The 18,324-nt window shown below is 62.5% G+C and carries 15 protein-coding genes and 1 tRNA gene; 8 read left to right on the top strand and 8 right to left on the bottom strand.

What is annotated here, in order from left to right; all coding sequences use genetic code 11:
* Positions 1-3: 3 nt before the first annotated feature.
* Positions 4-264 (bottom strand): DUF1652 domain-containing protein, encoded by a 261-nt coding sequence (locus DGA31_RS05200; protein WP_056839178.1) that lies wholly within the window; start codon positions 262-264, stop codon positions 4-6.
* A 325-nt stretch (positions 265-589) separates the two neighbouring features.
* Here DGA31_RS05200 and DGA31_RS05195 point away from each other — a divergent pair, with 325 nt between their 5' ends.
* Positions 590-1,669, top strand: coding sequence for a polyamine ABC transporter substrate-binding protein (locus tag DGA31_RS05195; RefSeq protein WP_109511797.1), 1,080 nt, complete (start codon positions 590-592; stop codon positions 1,667-1,669).
* On the opposite strand, the gene DGA31_RS29525 is transcribed toward DGA31_RS05195, so the two are convergent.
* Positions 1,653-1,949: a hypothetical protein gene (locus DGA31_RS29525; RefSeq protein WP_152034995.1), complete on the bottom strand. Its 297-nt coding sequence runs from the start codon at positions 1,947-1,949 to the stop codon at positions 1,653-1,655. The two genes, DGA31_RS05195 and DGA31_RS29525, sit on opposite strands and share 17 nt — an antisense overlap.
* Between DGA31_RS29525 and DGA31_RS05190 the strand changes: the two genes are divergently transcribed.
* Complete coding sequence (locus DGA31_RS05190) at positions 1,932-2,615, top strand: hypothetical protein (RefSeq protein WP_056840133.1); 684 nt, start codon at positions 1,932-1,934, stop codon at positions 2,613-2,615. The two genes, DGA31_RS29525 and DGA31_RS05190, sit on opposite strands and share 18 nt — an antisense overlap.
* A 102-nt stretch (positions 2,616-2,717) precedes the next feature.
* On the top strand, positions 2,718-3,614 hold the full coding sequence (locus DGA31_RS05185) for a polysaccharide deacetylase family protein (protein WP_109511795.1): 897 nt from the start codon (positions 2,718-2,720) through the stop codon (positions 3,612-3,614).
* Between the two features lie 275 nt (positions 3,615-3,889).
* Here the strand turns inward: DGA31_RS05185 and DGA31_RS05180 are convergent, their stop codons facing one another.
* The gene (locus tag DGA31_RS05180; protein ID WP_109511794.1) at positions 3,890-4,786 is read right to left on the bottom strand and encodes a LysR substrate-binding domain-containing protein; all 897 of its coding nucleotides are present in this window, start codon (positions 4,784-4,786) and stop codon (positions 3,890-3,892) included.
* 172 nt (positions 4,787-4,958) lie between these two features.
* On the opposite strand from DGA31_RS05180, the gene ydiJ reads away from it, so the two are divergent.
* On the top strand, positions 4,959-8,000 hold the full coding sequence (gene ydiJ / locus DGA31_RS05175; protein WP_109511793.1) for a D-2-hydroxyglutarate dehydrogenase YdiJ: 3,042 nt from the start codon (positions 4,959-4,961) through the stop codon (positions 7,998-8,000).
* Positions 8,001-8,205: 205 nt separating this feature from the next.
* Positions 8,206-9,312, top strand: coding sequence for a Gfo/Idh/MocA family protein (locus DGA31_RS05170; protein ID WP_109511792.1), 1,107 nt, complete (start codon positions 8,206-8,208; stop codon positions 9,310-9,312).
* A 68-nt stretch (positions 9,313-9,380) separates the two neighbouring features.
* Here DGA31_RS05170 and DGA31_RS05165 read toward each other — a convergent pair whose 3' ends face one another.
* Positions 9,381-11,144, bottom strand: a complete 1,764-nt coding sequence (locus tag DGA31_RS05165; RefSeq protein ID WP_193551492.1) for a glycoside hydrolase family 15 protein — start codon at positions 11,142-11,144, stop codon at positions 9,381-9,383.
* A gap of 451 nt (positions 11,145-11,595) precedes the next feature.
* Between DGA31_RS05165 and DGA31_RS05160 the strand changes: the two genes are divergently transcribed.
* The 3 genes from DGA31_RS05160 (at position 11,596) to DGA31_RS05150 (ending at position 12,825) form a co-directional block, all read left to right on the top strand.
* Positions 11,596-11,670: transfer RNA gene (locus DGA31_RS05160), tRNA-Gln, on the top strand.
* A 208-nt stretch (positions 11,671-11,878) separates the two neighbouring features.
* Positions 11,879-12,337: an antitoxin Xre/MbcA/ParS toxin-binding domain-containing protein gene (locus tag DGA31_RS05155; RefSeq protein ID WP_056839188.1), complete on the top strand. Its 459-nt coding sequence runs from the start codon at positions 11,879-11,881 to the stop codon at positions 12,335-12,337.
* Positions 12,334-12,825 carry an RES family NAD+ phosphorylase gene (locus tag DGA31_RS05150; protein WP_109511790.1) on the top strand — a complete coding sequence of 164 codons (492 nt, stop codon included), beginning with the start codon at positions 12,334-12,336 and terminating at the stop codon, positions 12,823-12,825. The genes DGA31_RS05155 and DGA31_RS05150 overlap by 4 nt, the downstream gene beginning before the upstream one ends.
* Positions 12,826-12,840: 15 nt before the next feature.
* Here the strand turns inward: DGA31_RS05150 and DGA31_RS05145 are convergent, their stop codons facing one another.
* The 4 genes from DGA31_RS05145 to DGA31_RS05130 form a co-directional block, all read right to left on the bottom strand.
* A complete protein-coding gene (locus DGA31_RS05145) occupies positions 12,841-14,646 on the bottom strand; it encodes a sigma-54-dependent Fis family transcriptional regulator (RefSeq protein ID WP_109511789.1) in 1,806 nt (601 codons plus the stop codon).
* An 82-nt stretch (positions 14,647-14,728) separates the two neighbouring features.
* Positions 14,729-15,619, bottom strand: a complete 891-nt coding sequence (locus DGA31_RS05140; RefSeq protein ID WP_109511788.1) for a transporter — start codon at positions 15,617-15,619, stop codon at positions 14,729-14,731.
* Positions 15,620-15,689: 70 nt separating this feature from the next.
* Positions 15,690-16,808, bottom strand: a complete 1,119-nt coding sequence (locus DGA31_RS05135; RefSeq protein WP_109511787.1) for an NAD(P)-dependent alcohol dehydrogenase — start codon at positions 16,806-16,808, stop codon at positions 15,690-15,692.
* 42 nt (positions 16,809-16,850) lie between these two features.
* The gene (locus tag DGA31_RS05130; RefSeq protein WP_109511786.1) at positions 16,851-18,320 is read right to left on the bottom strand and encodes a benzaldehyde dehydrogenase; all 1,470 of its coding nucleotides are present in this window, start codon (positions 18,318-18,320) and stop codon (positions 16,851-16,853) included.
* Between the last annotated feature and the right edge of the window lie 4 nt (positions 18,321-18,324).

Genomic DNA, 18,324 nt, shown 5'->3' with positions numbered 1-18,324 from the left:
TGTTCAAGACAACTGCAGCAGATTGCCAGGCAGGCTGAAAAGCTCCATTTCGGCCTCGATGGCTTCAATGATCACTTCCACGTCGCGGGCGTTCATCACCGTGGCGCAGGGCAGCCCCGCGATGGCCACGAGGGTTTCGCCGCTGGCGCGATCAAACAGGCGGGCAATCATGCTGCAGGGGGCATCCATGGTGGCTTCAAAGCCCACAGGATGGAAATGCCAGCGCATGAGTTGGCAGGCATTGGGAAAGGTGACCTTGTTCATGAGACCCACCTGTTACAGACGAGCACCATCCGATGCCAGAGTGTCAGGGCAAGACGTCTCTGCGCAGGGCCGTGTGTCAGTACCCCAAGGGGCGGACAAATTCCTGCAGGTTTGTCAGAAATGTCTTGAACGAGCACTGAAAATAGCACTGCATTGCGACAGGCAACAAACAATCAGGCAAACGGTCGCTTATTATTTCGATTTGTTGAGGTGGGTCATGTTTGTAACAACCTCTGCGGCCGTTCAGGCCGCGCCAGCCTTGTTTTTCCATTGAAGCGTGAGCATATAGAAGGCAAGCTGAGGCCTCGAAGTCGAGGACTGTGCAATGCTGAGAATCACCCTGTCGGGACTACTGCTGGCGTCGCCGGTTCTGCAGGCGGCCGACACCGTCAATATCCATAACTGGACTGACTACATTGCGGCCGACACCCTCAAGGGTTTTCAGTCTGCCACCGGTATCAAGGGCAACTACAGCACCTTCCTGAGCAACGAAGACCTCAATACTCAATTGCTGGCGCGTGCCTCTGGCTACGACGTGGTGTTTCCCTCGGTGCACTTCCTGGCCCGGCAGGTCGATGCCGGCGCGCTCAAGGCACTGGACCGGCGTCAATTGCCGAACTGGAACAACCTCAATCCGGTGCTGCTGCAAGCCTTGCAGGTCAACGACCCGGGCAATGCCCATGGTTTCCCTTACCTGTGGGGCAGCACCGGCATTGGCTTCAATCGAGCCAGGGTCAAGGCTGCACTGGGCGACAACGTGCCTCTGGACTCCTGGGACCTGGTGCTCAAGCCCGAGAACATGAAAAAACTGGCCGAGTGCGGTGTGGCCCTGATCGACAATGCCCCCGAGATGCTGCCCATCGCCCTGAATTACCTGAACCTGGCTGCGCATAGCGAAGACCCGGCCGACTACGTAAAGGCTGAGGCCCTGTTGGCCAGCGTGCGACCTTATGTGCGCTATTTTCACCAGAACAGCTACATCGCCGATCTGGCCGAGGGCAAGATATGCGTGGCCGTGGGGTTTTCCGGTGACATTTCCCAGGCCCAGGCGCTCGCCGCCAAGGCTGGCCGCCATGAAGCCATCGATTATGTGGTGCCCAGGGAAGGGGCGCCGATGTGGTTCGACATGGTGGCGATGCCGATCGATGCGCCTAACGAAAAGGCCGCCTATGCCTTCATGAACTATTTGCTGCGCCCTGAGGTGATTGCCAACATCACCAACCAGATGCATTACGCCAACGGCAACGAAAAGGCCGATGCCCTGATCGCGCCGAAGCTGTGGAACGACACCACAATCTACCCCAATGCCGACATGGTCAGCCGCATGTTCGTCCTCGAAGCCGTAAAACCCGAGGTTGAAACATGGCGTAACCAGATCTGGGAGCGCATCAAACGCCCGCAATGACGCGCCAATAACCCGTATTGGCAGGGGGTTCTTCACGCTTTTTCGACGCCCGAGCGCATATTTTTCCCGGGCGCTTGCAACGGTGTGCCTTTTTTCGACTCTCATGCAGGTCTTCTTCATACCGCAACATACGGCGACTAGCCTCTGGACAGGCTGTTGCAAGGACGTAATACCCACCGGATGGATTCATGAAGCCACCAGGTCTGGCAATGTTGCCGCAGTGACTGGACAAAATTGCATTGATAAAAACCTGCACCGGATTCTGAATATGATCAAGCATCTCACCTCTTCCCTGGGCCATTGGCGCAAAGCCCGCTGGCTGGCTTTGCCGCTGGCGCTCAGTGCGTCGGCGGTCTTCTGGTTTTCCAGCGGCCAGGGCGTGCATGCCGAGCCCAAGAACGGCACCCAGACCCTGGTATTTCTGCGCCACGCCGAGAAGCCGGCCATGGGCCTGGGGCAACTCAATTGCCAGGGGCTTAATCGTGCGCTGGACCTGGCCGAACTGTTGCCCAACGAGTTCGGCAAGGCCGACTTCATCTTCGCCGCCAACCCCAGCCGCCAGGTGGAAGAGGGCGAGGGCGACCATTCCTATAGCTACATCCGGCCACTGATGACCATCGGCCCGAGCGCCATCAAGCTTGGCCTGCCGGTGAATATCGACTTCAGCGCCAACGACACCAGCGATCTGGCCCATGAATTGATGGAAGCCAAGTACCACGACGCCACTATTTATACCGCCTGGTCTCATGGCTACCTGCCGGACCTGGTCAACAAGGTGGCCGAGGAGGCTTCAGGCAAGAAAACCCGGCTGATTGATGACTGGACTGGCGACGATTTCGACTCATTGCTGGTGATGACCCTCAAGTGGACCAATGGCAAGGCCACCCTCGATTATCAGATTCACAAGCAGAACCTCAACAACGGCACCGTCAGTTGCCCAACCTGATGCCGGTGGCCGGTAGGCTGCGCTGGTGTTAACGCACGACGGCCGCTAGTGTGTGCAGCTTTTCGCTCAAGCCTTCGCTGAGCGGAGCTGCCCGGGTCAATCATGAAAACCGTTCTTGCCGTCTTTTGGCTGTTTGTCGCCTGCCTGTTATCGGGCTGCATTGGCGCCCCTTTACCCCTGACCCAACAGACCGCCGAGCAACTGCGCCAAGTGCCGCCGGTGCGGTTTGTCCTGACCTTCGACGACGGCCCCAGTGGCTCGGGCTTTTACAACCCTACCGAGCAGGTGCTTGAGGGGCTGGCCGATAATCCGGTGCAGGCCGGGATCAAGGCGGTGTTCTTTGTGCAGACCGGTGCTGTTGGCGGTGGGCGAACCGAAACGGGCCGTGAGCTGATGCGCCGTGAAGGCCGTGAGCAGCATATCCTGGGATTTCACAGCGCCACGCCACGCCACACCAACCACCGCTCGCTCAGTCCCGAGGCGCTGGAACAGTCACTGACCGACGGCCTGCAGATCATCCAGGCCCAGAGCGGCCAGCAGGCCACGCTGGTGCGTCCGCCGTTCTGGAACTACGACCAGCGCACCTTCGCGGCCTACACGCGCCATGGCCTGCATGTGTTGCTCACCGACCTGAGTGCCAACGACGGCAAGATCTGGGGCTTCAACATGAGTCCGCGGCGCCGTGCGCACTTTCTGCGAGAGGTGTCGCTGGTGCGAGAACGCATGGTGCGGGGTGAATTGCCGGCGGTGGATGGCGCCACGCCAGTGGTGGTGACCTTCCATGACATCAACCGCTACAGCGCCCGGCATGTCCAGGAATACCTGCAGATCCTTATCGACAGCGCCCGCCAGAACGGTGTGCCCCTGGCGCCCAAGCCCTTCTATGACAACCCCGCCGAGTTGCAGCGTGCTGCCATGGCCCGCACTGTGCAGGATGGCCAGACCCTCGTGCATCTGCCGGGGCTATGGGATTGGGTGTGGGATCAGAATGGGCATTGAGTGTACACAGGCGAGGCGGTACGACGCTGCGCATAACCCATGCAGGAACGGCTTGAGCCTGGAAAGGCGCCACACGTAAGCCTTGCCTTGGCGTTGTGTCACTGGCACGCGCTAAGGCACAGCGCTGTCGCGCAGCAAATACAGTCCAGGTAGGAGCGCGCTTGCCGGAATGCCGGACCACCGCGACCGAGTGCGTAGCGCTCGTAAAATTTCGGAAACGCTGAAATTTTACGACTGCTACGCAGCCGGTCGCGGGCAGAGCGCGCTCCTACCGATCACGTGTTCGTATTGGCCAGCAACCAGTCCCGAAACACACACAACGACGGCAAATTCTGAAACCGTGTGGCATACGCCAGGTAATAGCTGCGCCCGCTGTTCATCGGCTCGAACAGGCTGACCAGCTCGCCACGGGCCAGTTCGTCACGCACCAGCACGCTGGGCACCAGGGCGATACCGATACCGGCGGCCACGGCCTGGATCAAGTGTGAGGTGACCTCGAAGCTCGGGCCGGGTCGCAGGATATGATGGTCAAGTCCGTTATGCTCGAACCAGTCCGACCAGGCATTGGGCCGCGAGACCACACTCAGCAGCGAGTGTTGGGCCACGTCCTGTGGGCGCATCCCGGCATGGCCGGGCAGGGCGTCGGGGCTGGCGATCACCCGCAAGGTCTCGGCCATCAGCGGGTGGGCGATATAGCCTGGCCAGTTGCCGTTGCCTGCGCAGATCAGCGCGTGCATGTCCTGGGCGGCCGAGCTGAGGTCGTTCAGGGCGATACGCGAATGAATGTGCACCACAGACCCCGGATGCCGGGCGTAAAAGTCATGCATCTGCGGCAGCAGCCAGCGTGAACCGAAGGTCGGCAGCACCGCCAGGTTCAGGGTGCCGCTTTCGGATTTATGCGCAATGGTCTGCAACGTCGCGCTGCGGATCCGCCCCAGCGCAGCGGCCAGTTCATGCTGGTACAGGGCGCCGGCCGTTGTCAGTTCGATGCGCCGGCCGTCGCGCTTGAACAGCTCGACGTCCAGTTGTGCTTCCAGGGCCTGCACCTGGCGGCTGATCGCGCTCTGGGTCAGTGCCAGTTCGTCGGCGGCCTTGGTAAAGCTGCCATGGCGCGCCGCCGCCTCGAAAGCGATCAACAGCGACATCGAAGGGGTCAGGCGTCGTGGGTTCATAGGCGTCAACATCGCTCATTCATAAAACTCATGCAAAACCGCCGGGTTTTACATTTGCCAGTACGTCGGTTGTGGCCGAAAATCCACCTCAACCGTTGATAGGCCGTGGCCGGGCGTTGGCGCCAGCATACGTGTTCTGCATATAAAAAGTCTTCGAGACAGGAAGTACGCCATGATTGCCTTGCTCAAACCCGCGACCGGACAGGCCGACCTGTATGACCGCTTCCTCACCGCCCTGGCCGGTGCAGGCTTTGCCGGCGACATTGCCCGTGACCATGGGCTGCGCACCGTGCTGGCCACCGACAACTCGATCTACCAGCGCCTGCCGCAAGCGGCGGTGTTTCCCCGCGACAGCGGCGATGTCGAAATCGTGGCGCGCCTGGCCGCCCGGCCGGAATTCCACAGCATTGTCCTGACCCCGCGCGGCGGCGGTACGGGCACCAATGGCCAGTCGCTGACTGACGGGGTGATCGTCGACCTGTCGCGGCACATGAACCGCATCCTGGAAATCAATGTCGAGGAGCGCTGGGTGCGGGTGCAGACCGGTGTGGTCAAGGACCAGCTCAATGCCGCACTCAAGCCGCACGGGCTGTTCTTCGCCCCGGAGCTGTCGACTTCCAACCGCGCCACCATCGGCGGCATGATCAACACCGACGCCAGCGGCCAGGGCAGTTGCACCTACGGCAAGACCCGCGACCACGTGCTCGACCTGTCCACCGTGCTGCTCGGCGGCGCCCGGGTGTACAGCCATGTGATGGATGATCAGGCCGTGGCCGCCGAGCAGGCCCGCAACGACCGCGGCGCCGAGGTGTATCGCTGCGCGCAGGGCATTGCCGATGAACAGGCGCAACTGATCAAGGACATCTTTCCGCCCCTCAACCGCTGCCTGACCGGCTACGACCTGGCGCACCTGCGCGAAGCAGACGGGCGCTTCAACCTCAACAGCGTGCTGTGTGGTTCGGAGGGCTCGCTGGGCTTTATCGTCGAGGCGCGCCTGAACGTGCTGCCGATCCCCAGGCACTCGATCCTGGTCAATGTGCGCTATGCCGGCTTCATGGATGCCCTGCGTGACGCCAAGGCGCTGATGGCGCTCAAGCCACTGTCGATCGAAACCGTCGACTCCAAGGTCCTGATGCTGGCCATGCAGGACATCGTCTGGCACGGCGTGGCCGAATATTTTCCGGAAAACCCCGAGACCCCGACTCTGGGCATCAACCTGATCGAGTTCAGCGGCGATGACCTGGACGACGTCGAACGCCAGGTGCATGGTTTCGTCGAGCATTTGCAGCGCGACACCTCGGTGGTGCGCCTGGGCCATACCCTGGCCGTGGGCCACGCCGCCATGACCCGCATCTACGCCATGCGCAAGCGCGCCGTCGGCCTGCTGGGCAACGTCAAGGGCGAGGCGCGGCCGCAGCCGTTCGTGGAAGACACCGCCGTGCCACCGGAGAACCTGGCCGATTTCATCCAGGAATTTCGTGACCTGCTCGACAGCTACGGCCTGCAATACGGCATGTTCGGCCATGTCGACGCCGGCGTGCTGCATGTGCGGCCGATCCTGGACATGAAAGACCCGGCCCAGGCGGCGTTGATCCGCCCGATCTCCGACCAGGTGGCGGCGCTGACGCAAAAGCACGGCGGCCTGTTGTGGGGCGAGCATGGCAAGGGCCTGCGTTCACAGTACGTGCCGGGCTACTTTGGCGAGCTGTACCCGTCGTTGCAGGCGCTCAAGGCGGCCTTCGACCCCCACAACCAGCTCAACCCCGGCAAGATCGCCACGCCGGCCACAGTGCCGGCCGCCCGCCTGACATTGGTCGATGAAGTGGAGCTGCGCGGCGAGCTGGACCGGACCATTGATGAGCGCGTGTGGCAGAGTTATGAAAGTGCCGTGCATTGCAACGGCAACGGTGCCTGCTACAACTACGACCCCAACGACGCCATGTGCCCGTCGTGGAAAGCCACCCGCGACCGCATCCATTCGCCCAAGGGCCGTGCCTCGCTGATCCGCGAATGGCTGCGCCTGCAAGGCGAGCAGAACATCGACGTACTGGCGGCCAGCATCAAGGCCCGCTCCGGCAACGCCCTGAGCGGGCTGCTGGGCAAGGCGCGCAACAGCCTGGCCCGGCGCCGTGGCCAGCAGGACTTCTCGCACGAGGTCTATGACGCCATGGCCGGCTGCCTGGCATGCAAGTCCTGCGCGGGACAATGCCCGGTCAAAGTCAACGTGCCGGACTTCCGCTCGCGGTTTCTCGAGCTGTATCACACCCGCTACCTGCGCCCGCTCAAGGACTACCTGATCGGCTCGCTGGAGTTCACCATCCCGTACCTGGCGCGTTTCCCCAGGCTGTATAACGCCACCATGAGTGCCAGGCCAGTGCGCTACCTGCTGGAGCACGTGGCCGGCATGGTCGACAGCCCGTTGCTGAGCCTGCTGGATTTCCGCGCCGCCTGTGCCCGCTGGAACGTTGGCATCGCGACGCCCGAGCGCCTGGCGGCCCTGAGCCCCGCACAGCGCGAGCGCACCGTGATCCTGGTGCAGGACGCCTTCACGCGTTATTTCGAAACCCACCTGGCTGCCGACTGGCTGGAACTGATCAGCCGCCTGGGCTACCAGGTGTACCTGGCACCCTATGCCTCCAACGGCAAGCCGCTGCAAGTGCAGGGTTTCATGGCTGCGTTCGAAAAGGCCGCCCATTACAACAGCCAGACCCTGGGCCGTCTGCAAGGCTTCGACATCCCGCTGGTGGGCCTGGACCCGGCCATGACCCTGGTCTATCGCCAGGAATACGCCAAGACCGTAGGCGCCGAAGCCCCCACGGTGCTGTTGCCGCAGGAATGGCTGGCCACCGCGCAACTGCCCGAGCGCGAAGACACCGGCAAGGTGTTCCGCTTCCTGCCGCACTGCACCGAAAAGACCAACGAGCCGGGCAGCATCGGCTTGTGGCAGAAAGCCTACTCGCGTCTGGGCCTGAAGCTCGATGTACTGCCCAGCGGCTGCTGCGGCATGTCGGGCACCTACGGGCACGAAACCCGCAATGCCGGCACTTCGGCCATTATCTATGCACAGTCCTGGCAACCGCTGGTGGCCAGGCACGCGACGGATGGCGGGCTGGTGGCGGATGGTTACTCGTGCCGCAGCCAGGTCAAGCGCCAGGACGGCAAGGTCGTGCTGCATCCGCTGCAGGTGGTGTTGCAGCAGGTAAGGGCGGGCTGATAGCGCTTGCAAGGACCGGGACTGTCCAGATGCATGTGGCGCCCGGTCTGCAGTATTGCCGGCTGAAGCCGGTCCTGCACGATGGTATCGATCAGCGCGGTGGGGCTGGTCGTTATTCCTGAAAATCCCACTGAACTTCCCGGCCCGTCACAGGCCCATCTTGAAAGGGCTATCTACATTTACCCATTCAAGAGGAGATTCAAGGATGCCTACAGCAGACGGCAAGATTCGCTATGGCGTAGTGGGTGGCGGGTCGATTTCCCAAGGGGCGTTCATGCCGGGCGTCGGTCAGACCGAGAACTCGGTGCTGACCGCCCTGGTGACCGGGGACCCGCAAAAGGCCGATCAACTGGCGGCGTTGTACGGGCTCAAGGCCTATCGGTATGAGGACTACGATTCGCTGCTCAAGTCCGGTGAGGTCGACGCCGTTTACATCGCTACGCCCAACTTCCGCCATCGCGAATTTGTCCTGCCGGCCCTGGAGGCCGGTGTCCATGTGCTACTGGAAAAGCCCATGGCCACTAACGAGGCTGATTGTCACGCCATGATCGAAGCGGCCAATCGCACCGGCACCAAGCTGATGATCGCCTATCGTCTGCACCACGAGCCGGGCACGCTGGAGATCATCGAGCGGGTGCGGGCGGGCGACTTTGGCGAGCCGCGCCTGTTTACCTCGACCTTCACCCAGACAGTGAAAACCAGCAATCATCGGGCGCAGCATGGTTTTGGTGCCGGCCCTGTACCCGACATGGGGCCTTACCCGCTGAATATGGTGCGCCAGCTGTTTGCCGACGAACCCATCGAAGTCAGCGCCTTTGGCACCAAAACGCCGGGCCGGGACATCAGCACCTGGGATACGGTGACGGTGGCCTTGCGCTTTCCGGGCGAGCGGCTGGCGCATTTCACGGTCAGCTACAGCCTGCCGGACAGTGAGCGTTTCCAGTTGATCGGCAGCAAGGGCGAGGTCGAGGCCTCGCCGTGCTTTGGCTACGGGGAGGGCGTGAGCATCGGTTACCGGGCACGTATCGGCGATAACACCCGTGAGCATCTGCAACCGGTGGTGGATCAGTTTGCCGGTGAGACAGCGTATTTCTCCGACTGCATTCTCAATAACGAGATGCCCGAGGCCGATGGTCAGGAAGGCTGGCGCGATGTGCGTGTAGTTGCAGCCATCGAGCGTGCACTGGAAACCGGACAGCCCCAGGTGCTGGAAAAACTGCCAGCCCGACGCGGCACCGACCGGCACCAGCAGCGCCAGTTTGAACTGGCCGAAGTGCCTGGGTATATCGATACCGAATCGCCTACGGAGTAAAAAACAAGCGGTCTATAAACGGGGCCGGTGACGCAAGGGGCAATGACAGCCTTACGTCACTGGCTTTTTCATGCAGGCCGTCGGCGGTGATTGGAGCCAGACAGCGCTCGCGCCGCGCCCAGCAAAGCCAGGTGCGTCAGGCCCTGAGGCAGGTTGCCCAGGTAGCTGCCGGTGTGCGGGTCAACCATTTCCGAATAGATACCCACGCCGCGCTCCAGCCCCTGTACGGTGGCCTCGAACACCCTGGCCGCCCGTCCGCGATCACCCAGCAGCGCAATGGCCTCGACCATCCAGAAACTGCAGGCCAGGAAACAGCCTTCTTCGTGCTCGACATCGGTGTAGCGGTAATGGAAGGCGCCGCAGCCCAGCTCTCGGTCGATGGCGTCCAGCGTGCTTTGCAAGCGTTCGGCGTGTGGATAGCCGAAGCGCACGGCCAGCGCCAGTGAAGCGTCCAGACGGTCACTGCCTGGATAGAACAGGTAGGCCTGACGCTCTTCGCTCCAGCAATGGGTTTCGATCCAGGTCTCGATGCGCTGGCGCTCGCGGTCCCAGCGCTCACAACAGGTCGTGGGCAGATGACCGTCCCGGGCCAGCTCTACTGCACGGCTCAGGGCTTGCCAGCAACTGATTTTCGACATGCTGTAGTGCTGTTGTTCGGGCAGTTCCCAGATACCGGCATCCTTGCGGCGCCATTGGTCCGCGCATTGATCGGCCAGGGTTGACAAGGTCGTGGCACTGGTGGCATCGAGGATATTGCCGGTATCGATAAAGCACTTGGCGGTCTCGAAGATATCGCCGTACACCCCGTGCTGGGTCTGGTCGGTCGCGTCGTTGCCCACGCGCGGCGGCGAATGCTTGTAACCGGGCAGATCCAGCACGCTTGCACGTTGGGCCAGGTCGCCGCACAGCGTATAGCACACATGTGGGCCGTGTTCGGCCAGACGCTTCAGAAGCCAGGTAAAAGCCGCCTTGGACTCCGGCTGCGCGCCAATGCTGAGAAAAGCCTCGATGGTGTAGCCGGCATCACGGATCCAGGCAAAGCGGTAGTCATAGTTCTTGTCACCGCCGATGCGCTCGGGCAACGAGGTGGTGGCCGCCGCCATGATCGACCCGCTGGGCGAGGACAGCAGCAGCTTGAGCGCCAGCGCGCTGCGGGTCACCAGTGCCTTGTACTCGCCTTCATAGGTGAGACCCTCGCTCCACAGGCGCCACTCGCGGTCAGAGCCATCAATGCGCGCATCGATCAGTTCCAGCGGCGGCACCACCAGCGGCTCATCGCGTCCGGCCACAATGGCCACCACTTCTTTCTGGCCTTGATGCAGGCTCAACCGGGCCTTGATGCCCAAGTCGTTGTTTTCTTCAACGTGCAGGCTGTCACTGTGTAGAAACATGCCCAGTACCCGCCCGGCATGAAACACATTGCCGTTGCCGGTCGGCGTGATATACGGGCTGACCTTGTCGGCCTGGGTGCCGAAGCTGATGCGCACCTGAAAGTCGACATGACCCTCGATACCTTCCAGGCGCCGGCCCAGTTCAGCCCACGGCAGGCGACCGGCCGGCCCACTGTTGAGCGACTCGGTCAGGCGCGCCTGGCCCGTTGCGGTCAAAAACAGCGTTTCCACCACGTTGCTGTCCGGCAGGTAGCGACGCTCTACGCTGTAGGCGCCTTCCGGTGTGATCAGAAAAAATCCGCCGGATACCGGGTCCAGCAAGCGATCGAACAACGGCGGTGAATCCATGTGCGGCACGCACCACCAGTCGACGGAGCCATCCTTGCCCACCAATGCCACCGAGCGACCATCGCCCAGGGCGGCATAGTCCTCCAGAGCCAGATAGCCATCGGCGTCGCGTTGCGGCATGCCTTGCCGTTCACCGAGAGGAAACGTTGAGTTCATGGAATCTGCCAGGCCAAGTAGGAAAAACCGGACACACGCCTATATTCGCGTGCATCCACATGAGGATTCCGACTTCACCCGACAGGCAGGGTTCGGGGTATTTGCGTGAGGGGCCATACCGTCACTGTCGCCAGCAGAAGCGTCCGGGCGGCGATCCGTTTACGCCATGAACCGGCCTCATGGTTGGCCAGGCTTTTCAGCCTGAAATGCCCAGTGACTGCAGCCTGATTCTGATCAATCAGTAACCAGCTGTTTTAAAAGTAATTTTTTATGACATAAGGGCTTCACAGATGTAAGAAAAGTTGTTAAATTGCCGGCCATTCCAGCGCAGTGCAGCAACAGCGCTTGCGGGAATGTTCAAACGAGTGCCAGCCACTCACTGCAATACAGGGGCGTCGCCAAGCGGTAAGGCAGCAGGTTTTGATCCTGCCATGCGTTGGTTCGAATCCAGCCGCCCCTGCCATTTCTACCTTTCTTCTGTAAATCCCTCACTTATCCAGTCGCTGATCACCAGGCGGGCCGGATTTTTTGCGTTTCCTGATTTTTACCTGGGCTCACGGCTGTTTTGCGCCAACTCATGGGTGTGGATGACACGCTCTGTTCAATGCAGTGTGCGCGACGCGTCAAATGGCGCTACACTCGCGCCATATGTCGCACAGGGAGATGTCCCCATGATTACCGCACAAGCCCGTACCTCTGAACGCACGCCCACAGAGTACTTGTTACGCATCGATGCGGGCCAGCTCAGCCCGATGATGGTCTACCGGCTGACCGCCAAGGGTTTCGAGCTCAAGGACGTGCTGGACATGCTGTCGCTTTCCGATCTGTATTCCAACCGGAAGATCATGAGCCGTATCGTGGGCAAGTCCGTCAGGACGCTCCAGCGACAGGGCAGTCGTGAGCAACCGGCTCATCTCAACTCCCAGCAAAGCGCCGTCGCTTTCCAGTACGCCAAGGTGCTGGAGCATGCCATCAATGTGTTTGGCGATCAGAAGCTGGCCGAGGAATGGCTGGGACGTCCCTGCAAGTACCTGGACGGCAATGTGCCGCTGGACGTCATCGACAATCCCGTAGGATTCCAGGCCGTCGAGGATTACCTGGAACGCATCGAGTACGGGGTTTACCAGTGAATCCATTGCCCTGGTCCGGCGCCTGGTACGCCTGGCGCCTGGACCGCGAGGTGTACAAGGATTCCTGGGACAGCGGCATCGGTGCCCACAAGCTCGGCGGCCGCTGGAACCCGGCGGGGCGCAATGTCGTCTACGCGTCGGCTGATCCTTCGACCGCCATTCTGGAGGTGGCGGTGCATGCCGGCTTCGATGCGCTGGACACCGTGGCCCATGTGCTCACCTGCTTCGAGGTAATCGAGCCGAGCCTGATCAAGGTCGTGCAGTCCGAGGACGTGCCCAACCCGGTGTGGCTGTCGAGCGCATCCGCCTCGCCCAACCAACAGAGGTTTGCCGATGCCTTGCTGGCTGAACACCCCTTCGTGTTGATTCCTTCTGCCGTCACCCGCCACTCCTGGAACCTGCTGGTCAGTTGCGAACTCGCCGAAGGCAAGTATCGCTTGATCAGCCAAGAGCGCTTCGGTCTCGATACACGCCTGATCAAGGGCTGATCCGGCCTGGATGGGCTACGTCAGCCTTCCTCCTTCGCGCAATTTTTTATACAGCGTGGTGCGTGAAATCCCCAATGCCTGTGCGGTGGCAGAAATGTTGCCGCCATGGGCCTGCAAGGTTTGTTCGATGGTTCGCTGTTGCATGGCCTTGAGTGACGCCACAGGCGCTGCTGTGCCCGTTGAAAGGCCGCACAGGTGTTCCGGCAGAATCACGGTGCTGTCTTCGGCCAGGGCGCAGGCCAGGCGTAAGGTCTGCTCTAGCTGGCGAATATTGCCCGGCCAGCGCTGGGCCAGCAGGCAGGCCAGGCTGTCCGGGTGCAACGGGCGACTGCGCAGTTGACGCAGCAGGCTGTCGATCAGGTGTTCGAGGTCCTTGCGTTCGCGCAGGGGCGGCAAGTGAGCGGTCAGGCCGTTGAGCCGGTAGTACAGGTCTTCACGAAAACGTCGCGCGTCAATCAAGGCCGGCAGGTCACAATGCGTCGCGCTGATGAGGCGCACTTCCAGCGGCCGGCTCTCTGAACTGCCCAGGCGGGTTACGCGCCGTTCTTGCAGCACGCGCAACAGGCGGGTCTGCAAGGGCGCGGGCATGTCGCCGATTTCATCCAGCAGCAGCGTGCCGCCGTGGGCCTCTTCAAGCCGGCCGCTGGCGCCGCCTTTGCGCGCGCCGGTGAAGGTGCCGTCGCTGTAGCCGAACAATTCGGCTTCGATCAGGCTTTCCGGAATCGCCGAGCAGTTGATTGCGACAAAAGGCGCGTCCGGACACAGGTCATCATGCAGTGCGCGGGCAAAGACTTCCTTGCCGGTGCCGGTTTCACCCAGCAACAGCACCGGGATGCTGGCGCCGAAGGCTTTGCGTGCCGCCTCGAACTGGCGATTGAGCTGGGGGTCGCGGCCCAGCGGAGTCAGGTCGTGGTGACTGAGCGCAGAGTGCCTGCGCGCTCGGGCCCCCACTCGATGGGCATACAGGTTGGAGCCGTCGTTGAGCTGGACCAGTCCCGGCGTATGACGCTGGGCGTCAGGCGCCGGGTCGCGGGCAAAGCACTGTTGCCAGTGCGCCAGCGGCCCGGACAAGCCCAACAGCCGGCGTGCCGTGGCGTTGGCTGCGCGAATCTGGCCGTCACCGCCCAGCGCCAGCAAGCCTTGCAACGGCGTACCGATCAGGCGTGGGTCGTGTTGCAGGCTGAGGATCTGGCAATCGTCCAGATGGGCAAACAGGCGGTTTTCCGTGGCCATGGCGGCCAGGCGCAACTGATCGAGCACCGCTTGGGCATTGCGCTCGCCAATGCCGGTGATGTCCAGGGCGCCGATCAGCTCGCCGTGCACGCCATGCACAGGCATCGACACACAGAAGAACCGTTCGAATTCGCTCAAGTAATGCTGCCAGCCGTGTAATACCACCGGCAGGTCTTCGGCCAGGGTGCAGCTGGGGGCAGTGGTGCCGATATCGGCCTCGTGGATCCGCCGGCCGATCTGCAACGGCCCCAGCGTATCGGTGCTTCCAGCGTGGCGGGCCTGGACGATCACCCCGCGGGTATTGACGCAAAACAATGTCCAGGACTGCCCGCCGAAGACCTGCCACAGGCGTTCGATTTCCGGCTGCACGCAGGCACCCAGTTGGCGGTCGCTGTCATCAAGCTCGAAGATCGGCACATCGGGGCGGTGCAGGCGCGACTCCCAAGGGGTCAGCCCGGCATCGCGCGAGCGCTCCCAGGAGCGGGCAACGGAGTCGGGCAACAGCCCGGCAGGCAAGGAAGCCCCTTCAAGCAAACGCCGGCGGGCGCCGGCAAGGCGCTGGGGATCGGGCAGCAGTTGGCTATCCATCAAGGCACCCTGATTTTTTATTAGTGGTGGCTGCTGAGTAGAACCCCGCACAGCCACCGGTGTAAAGGGTGATAGTAGCGGGTCAGAACAGCAGCAGTGCCCGCAGGTTGACGCCGACATCCTCGCGAAAGCCCCCTTCGGCCTGCACGTCGTGGGTCAGTTGCGCACTGAGCTGTACATTGCGGGCGACCATCTGCTGGAATTCGAAGCGAACCTGTTGCACCTCGGTCTTCTGGCCAATGTAATCACCGTCAATGAACTGCTTGCCGCCCGTGCTGGCCGAATAGCCCAGGGCAATGCGCTGGCTGGGGTTGAAGTCATAACGCAGGTTGGCCTGCACCTGGTAGGTCGGGTCTTGCTCCAGGGTCTGGCGACCGCTGCCAGCGTCGTCGTTATCGCCATACAACACCGCATCGCCGTACAGCTCCAGCGAGGTCTTGCCCCACAGCGGTTCGACCCAGCCCAGTTGCAGGTCGAACTTGTAGCGGTTCTCGCCCAGGTTCAGCGCGTCGCCCTTATGGTAGCTGCCCCACGGCACATACAGCAGCGGCGTGACGCCGAAGTAACGCCCGCTGGCGCTGGCGCCTGGCTGGTTGACCAGCCAGAAGGTCGCGCCAAAGATCGGGTCGGCCATGCCGCTGGCGCTGCCCAGCGACTGCCCGCCGATTTTGGCGCCATAAACATGGCCGAACGGCAACAGCACTTGCGGGTCGACGGTGATCCCGGCGATTTCAGTGAAGTGGATCAGGCGCAGGATGCTGATATTGCTGCGCAACCGGGTGTTGTCCGACACCGTGCCGCCGCCTTCGGGGTTGAAGCTACTGGCGCGACCGTGTTGCTGATACCAGGCGGCGACGCTGGTGCCAGGGGGCAGGGCGGTGTAGTCACCGGCATTGACGTCGACGGCGTGGGCGTTGGCAGACAGCCACAGGCTGGCCGCCAGAATCGAAGACTGGAGGGCTAAAAAGCGCATGATCGGTTCCTGTTATTTTTCTAATGGGAAGGAGGGCCGCCACGGCCGGGGCCGTGGCGGTGGCAGTACTTCAACTGCCGATCATCAGCACCGGCTTGAGAGTGATGCCTTTTTCGCTGTCTTCAGCGGCCTGGTTGATCTGTTCGAAGGGGTAGAACTTCACCAGCTTGTCGAAGGCAAAGCGTCCTTGCAGGTGCAGTTCGACCAGTTGCGGAATGAACTGCTGCGGCACGCTGTCACCTTCGACGATGCCGCGGATGCTCTTGCCACCGAGCAGCAGGTCATTGACGTCAAACTCGGCCGTGGTGCCCAGCGGCGGCGCGCCGACCACGCCCACGCAGCCCAGGCTACCCAGGGCGTCCACGGCCTGGCGCAATACTTGCGGACGGCCGGTGGACTCCAGGGCGAAGTTCACCCCGCCGGTGATCTCGCGAATGGTCGCCACCGCGTCGCTGTCCCTGCTGTTGATCACATGGGTGGCGCCCAGCTCCAGCGCCAGTTCCAGGCGTGAAGGCACCACGTCCACGGCAATGATCACCGAGGCGCCTGCGACCTTTGCCGCCAGCACCGCCGACAGGCCCACGGCCCCGGCGCCAAAGGCGACAAAGCTGCTGCCGGGGGTGACCTTCAGCGAGTTGATGACCGCGCCGGCCCCGGTCTGGATGCCACACCCCAACGGGCCGAGCAATGCCAGCGGGGCTTCCTTGGACACCTTGACGGCATTGTTCTCGCGGCTGATGGCATAGGTGGCGAACGATGACTGGGCGAAAAAGTGGTCATTCAGCGCGGCGCCGCTTTCATCCTGCAGCGCATGCCCGCCATGCGGGTCGGCACCGCTGAAATTCCGTCCGAAAAATTCCTGGCAGTAGGACGCATGGCCGCCACCGCAAGGTTTGCAATAGCCGCAATAGCCGTAGGTGAGCACCACATGGTCGCCCACCGCCAGGCCGCGCACCTGCGGGCCGATGGCTTCGACCACGCCAGAACCTTCATGGCCCAGCACAGCCGGCAGTGGCACCGGGTAATACTGGTCACGCACGATCATGTCGGTGTGGCACATGCCGGTGGCGACAATGCGCACCAGCACTTCATCGTCCTTGGGTTCGCGGATGCGCGCCGGTTCGATCACGAACGGTGCGCCCTTGCTACGGGTGACAGCGGCTTTGATGGCTCGAGAAGGTGTGCTCATTATTATTGTGCTCGTGTGGGTGTCAGTACAGGTTGAGGTTGCTTAAAGCGGGTAGAGCGGCGCATCGCCCTTGAGCGTCAGCCATTGCCACTGGGTGAATTCTTCCCAGTTGGCCGGGCCGCCGATGCTGGTGCCGTTGCCGGAGGCGCCCACGCCACCGAACGGGTTGATCACCTCATCGTTTACCGTCTGGTCATTGATGTGCAAAAGACCTGTGCGCAGGCGCTCACCCAGTTTCAGGGCGCGGCCCACATCACGGGAAATGATCGCGGCCGACAGGCCATATTCGGTGTCGTTGGCCAGGCGAATGGCGTCTTCATCGGTGTCGAACGGCACCACCACGGCAACCGGGCCGAAGATCTCTTCATGAAAGGCCGGGTTATCCGGCTGTACACCGCTGAGCACCGTGGCCTGGAAAAACAGTCCGTCATACTCGCCGCCGGTTTCGAGGCGGGCACCGGCCTGCCGGGCGGCCTGCACCACCTGGTAGGCGTGGTCACGTTGCCGGGCATTGATCAGCGGGCCCAGGTGCACCTCGCCCTTGGCCGGGTCGCCCACGGTCAGGCTGCGGGCCTTGGCGGTCAGGCGCTCGACAAAGGCGTCGTAGATGCCACGCTGCACCAGCAGCCGGCCGGTGGACATGCAAATCTGTCCCTGATGCAGGTACACGCCCCAGGTGGCGTTGGCCAGGGCGGTGTCCAGGTCGGCGTCGTCCAGCACGATCAACGAGTTCTTGCCGCCCAGCTCCAACGACACTTTCTTCAAGTGGCGGCCGGCCACTTCACCGACCTTGCGCCCGGCGCCGGTGGAGCCGGTGAACTGGATCATGGCTACATTCGGCTCGGCCACCAGCGCCGCGCCGGCCTCGGCCGCGCCCGGCAAGACATGCAGGGCACCGGCTGGCAGGCCGGCCAGTTCGAACAGTCGCGCCAGAATCAGACCGCCGCACACGGCAGTGCGTGGATCGGGCTTGAGGATCACGCTGTTGCCCACCGCCAGCGCCGGCGCCACCGCACGAGCAGCCAGGTACAGCGGAAAGTTGAACGGTGAAATGACCCCGATCACGCCCAATGGTCGCCGCCGCGCCAGGCTCAGGCGGCCAGCCGAGGTCGGCAACACTTCGCCCTGGCTGCGCGAAGGCAGGCCTGCGCTTTCATAAAAGGCCTTGATGGTCAGGCTGGTTTCAAACGCTGCCTTGGGCCGGGTGGAGCCGCTTTCGCGGACCAGCCACTGGACGATCTCGTCGAAGTGCTGTTCGGCCAGTTGTGCCGCTTTACGCAAGACGCGGGCACGTTCGTCGTAGGGCTGGGCAAACCAGTGCACCTGCGCATCGCGCGCCACCTTGGCCGAGCGGGCCACGGTGTCGGCATCGGCCAGGCCAATGCGGCCGAGGGTGGCACCGCTGGCCGGCTCGATCACATTCTCGGGTGGCAGTGGCGCGTTGACCCAGGCGCCATTGAACAGGCGCTCGTTCCACAGGGCGTTGGGCAGCAGGGTTGACGTATCAGGCATGACG

It is taken from the genome of Pseudomonas ovata, from assembly GCF_003131185.1.
Classification (GTDB): Bacteria; Pseudomonadota; Gammaproteobacteria; order Pseudomonadales; family Pseudomonadaceae; genus Aquipseudomonas; species Aquipseudomonas ovata.
The sequence above is the reverse complement of the archived record's forward strand: the minus strand, read 5'-3'. Positions and strand labels throughout refer to the sequence as shown.

Coding starts and splice junctions, on each gene's coding strand:
- DGA31_RS05200 (WP_056839178.1), bottom strand. CDS start 264: ATGAACAAGGTCACCTTTCCCAATGCCTGCCAACTCATGCGCTGGCAT.
- DGA31_RS05195 (WP_109511797.1), top strand. CDS start 590: ATGCTGAGAATCACCCTGTCGGGACTACTGCTGGCGTCGCCGGTTCTG.
- DGA31_RS29525 (WP_152034995.1), bottom strand. CDS start 1,949: ATGCTTGATCATATTCAGAATCCGGTGCAGGTTTTTATCAATGCAATT.
- DGA31_RS05185 (WP_109511795.1), top strand. CDS start 2,718: ATGAAAACCGTTCTTGCCGTCTTTTGGCTGTTTGTCGCCTGCCTGTTA.
- DGA31_RS05180 (WP_109511794.1), bottom strand. CDS start 4,786: ATGAACCCACGACGCCTGACCCCTTCGATGTCGCTGTTGATCGCTTTC.
- ydiJ (WP_109511793.1), top strand. CDS start 4,959: ATGATTGCCTTGCTCAAACCCGCGACCGGACAGGCCGACCTGTATGAC.
- DGA31_RS05170 (WP_109511792.1), top strand. CDS start 8,206: ATGCCTACAGCAGACGGCAAGATTCGCTATGGCGTAGTGGGTGGCGGG.
- DGA31_RS05155 (WP_056839188.1), top strand. CDS start 11,879: ATGATTACCGCACAAGCCCGTACCTCTGAACGCACGCCCACAGAGTAC.
- DGA31_RS05145 (WP_109511789.1), bottom strand. CDS start 14,646: ATGGATAGCCAACTGCTGCCCGATCCCCAGCGCCTTGCCGGCGCCCGC.
- DGA31_RS05140 (WP_109511788.1), bottom strand. CDS start 15,619: ATGCGCTTTTTAGCCCTCCAGTCTTCGATTCTGGCGGCCAGCCTGTGG.
- DGA31_RS05135 (WP_109511787.1), bottom strand. CDS start 16,808: ATGAGCACACCTTCTCGAGCCATCAAAGCCGCTGTCACCCGTAGCAAG.
- DGA31_RS05130 (WP_109511786.1), bottom strand. CDS start 18,320: ATGCCTGATACGTCAACCCTGCTGCCCAACGCCCTGTGGAACGAGCGC.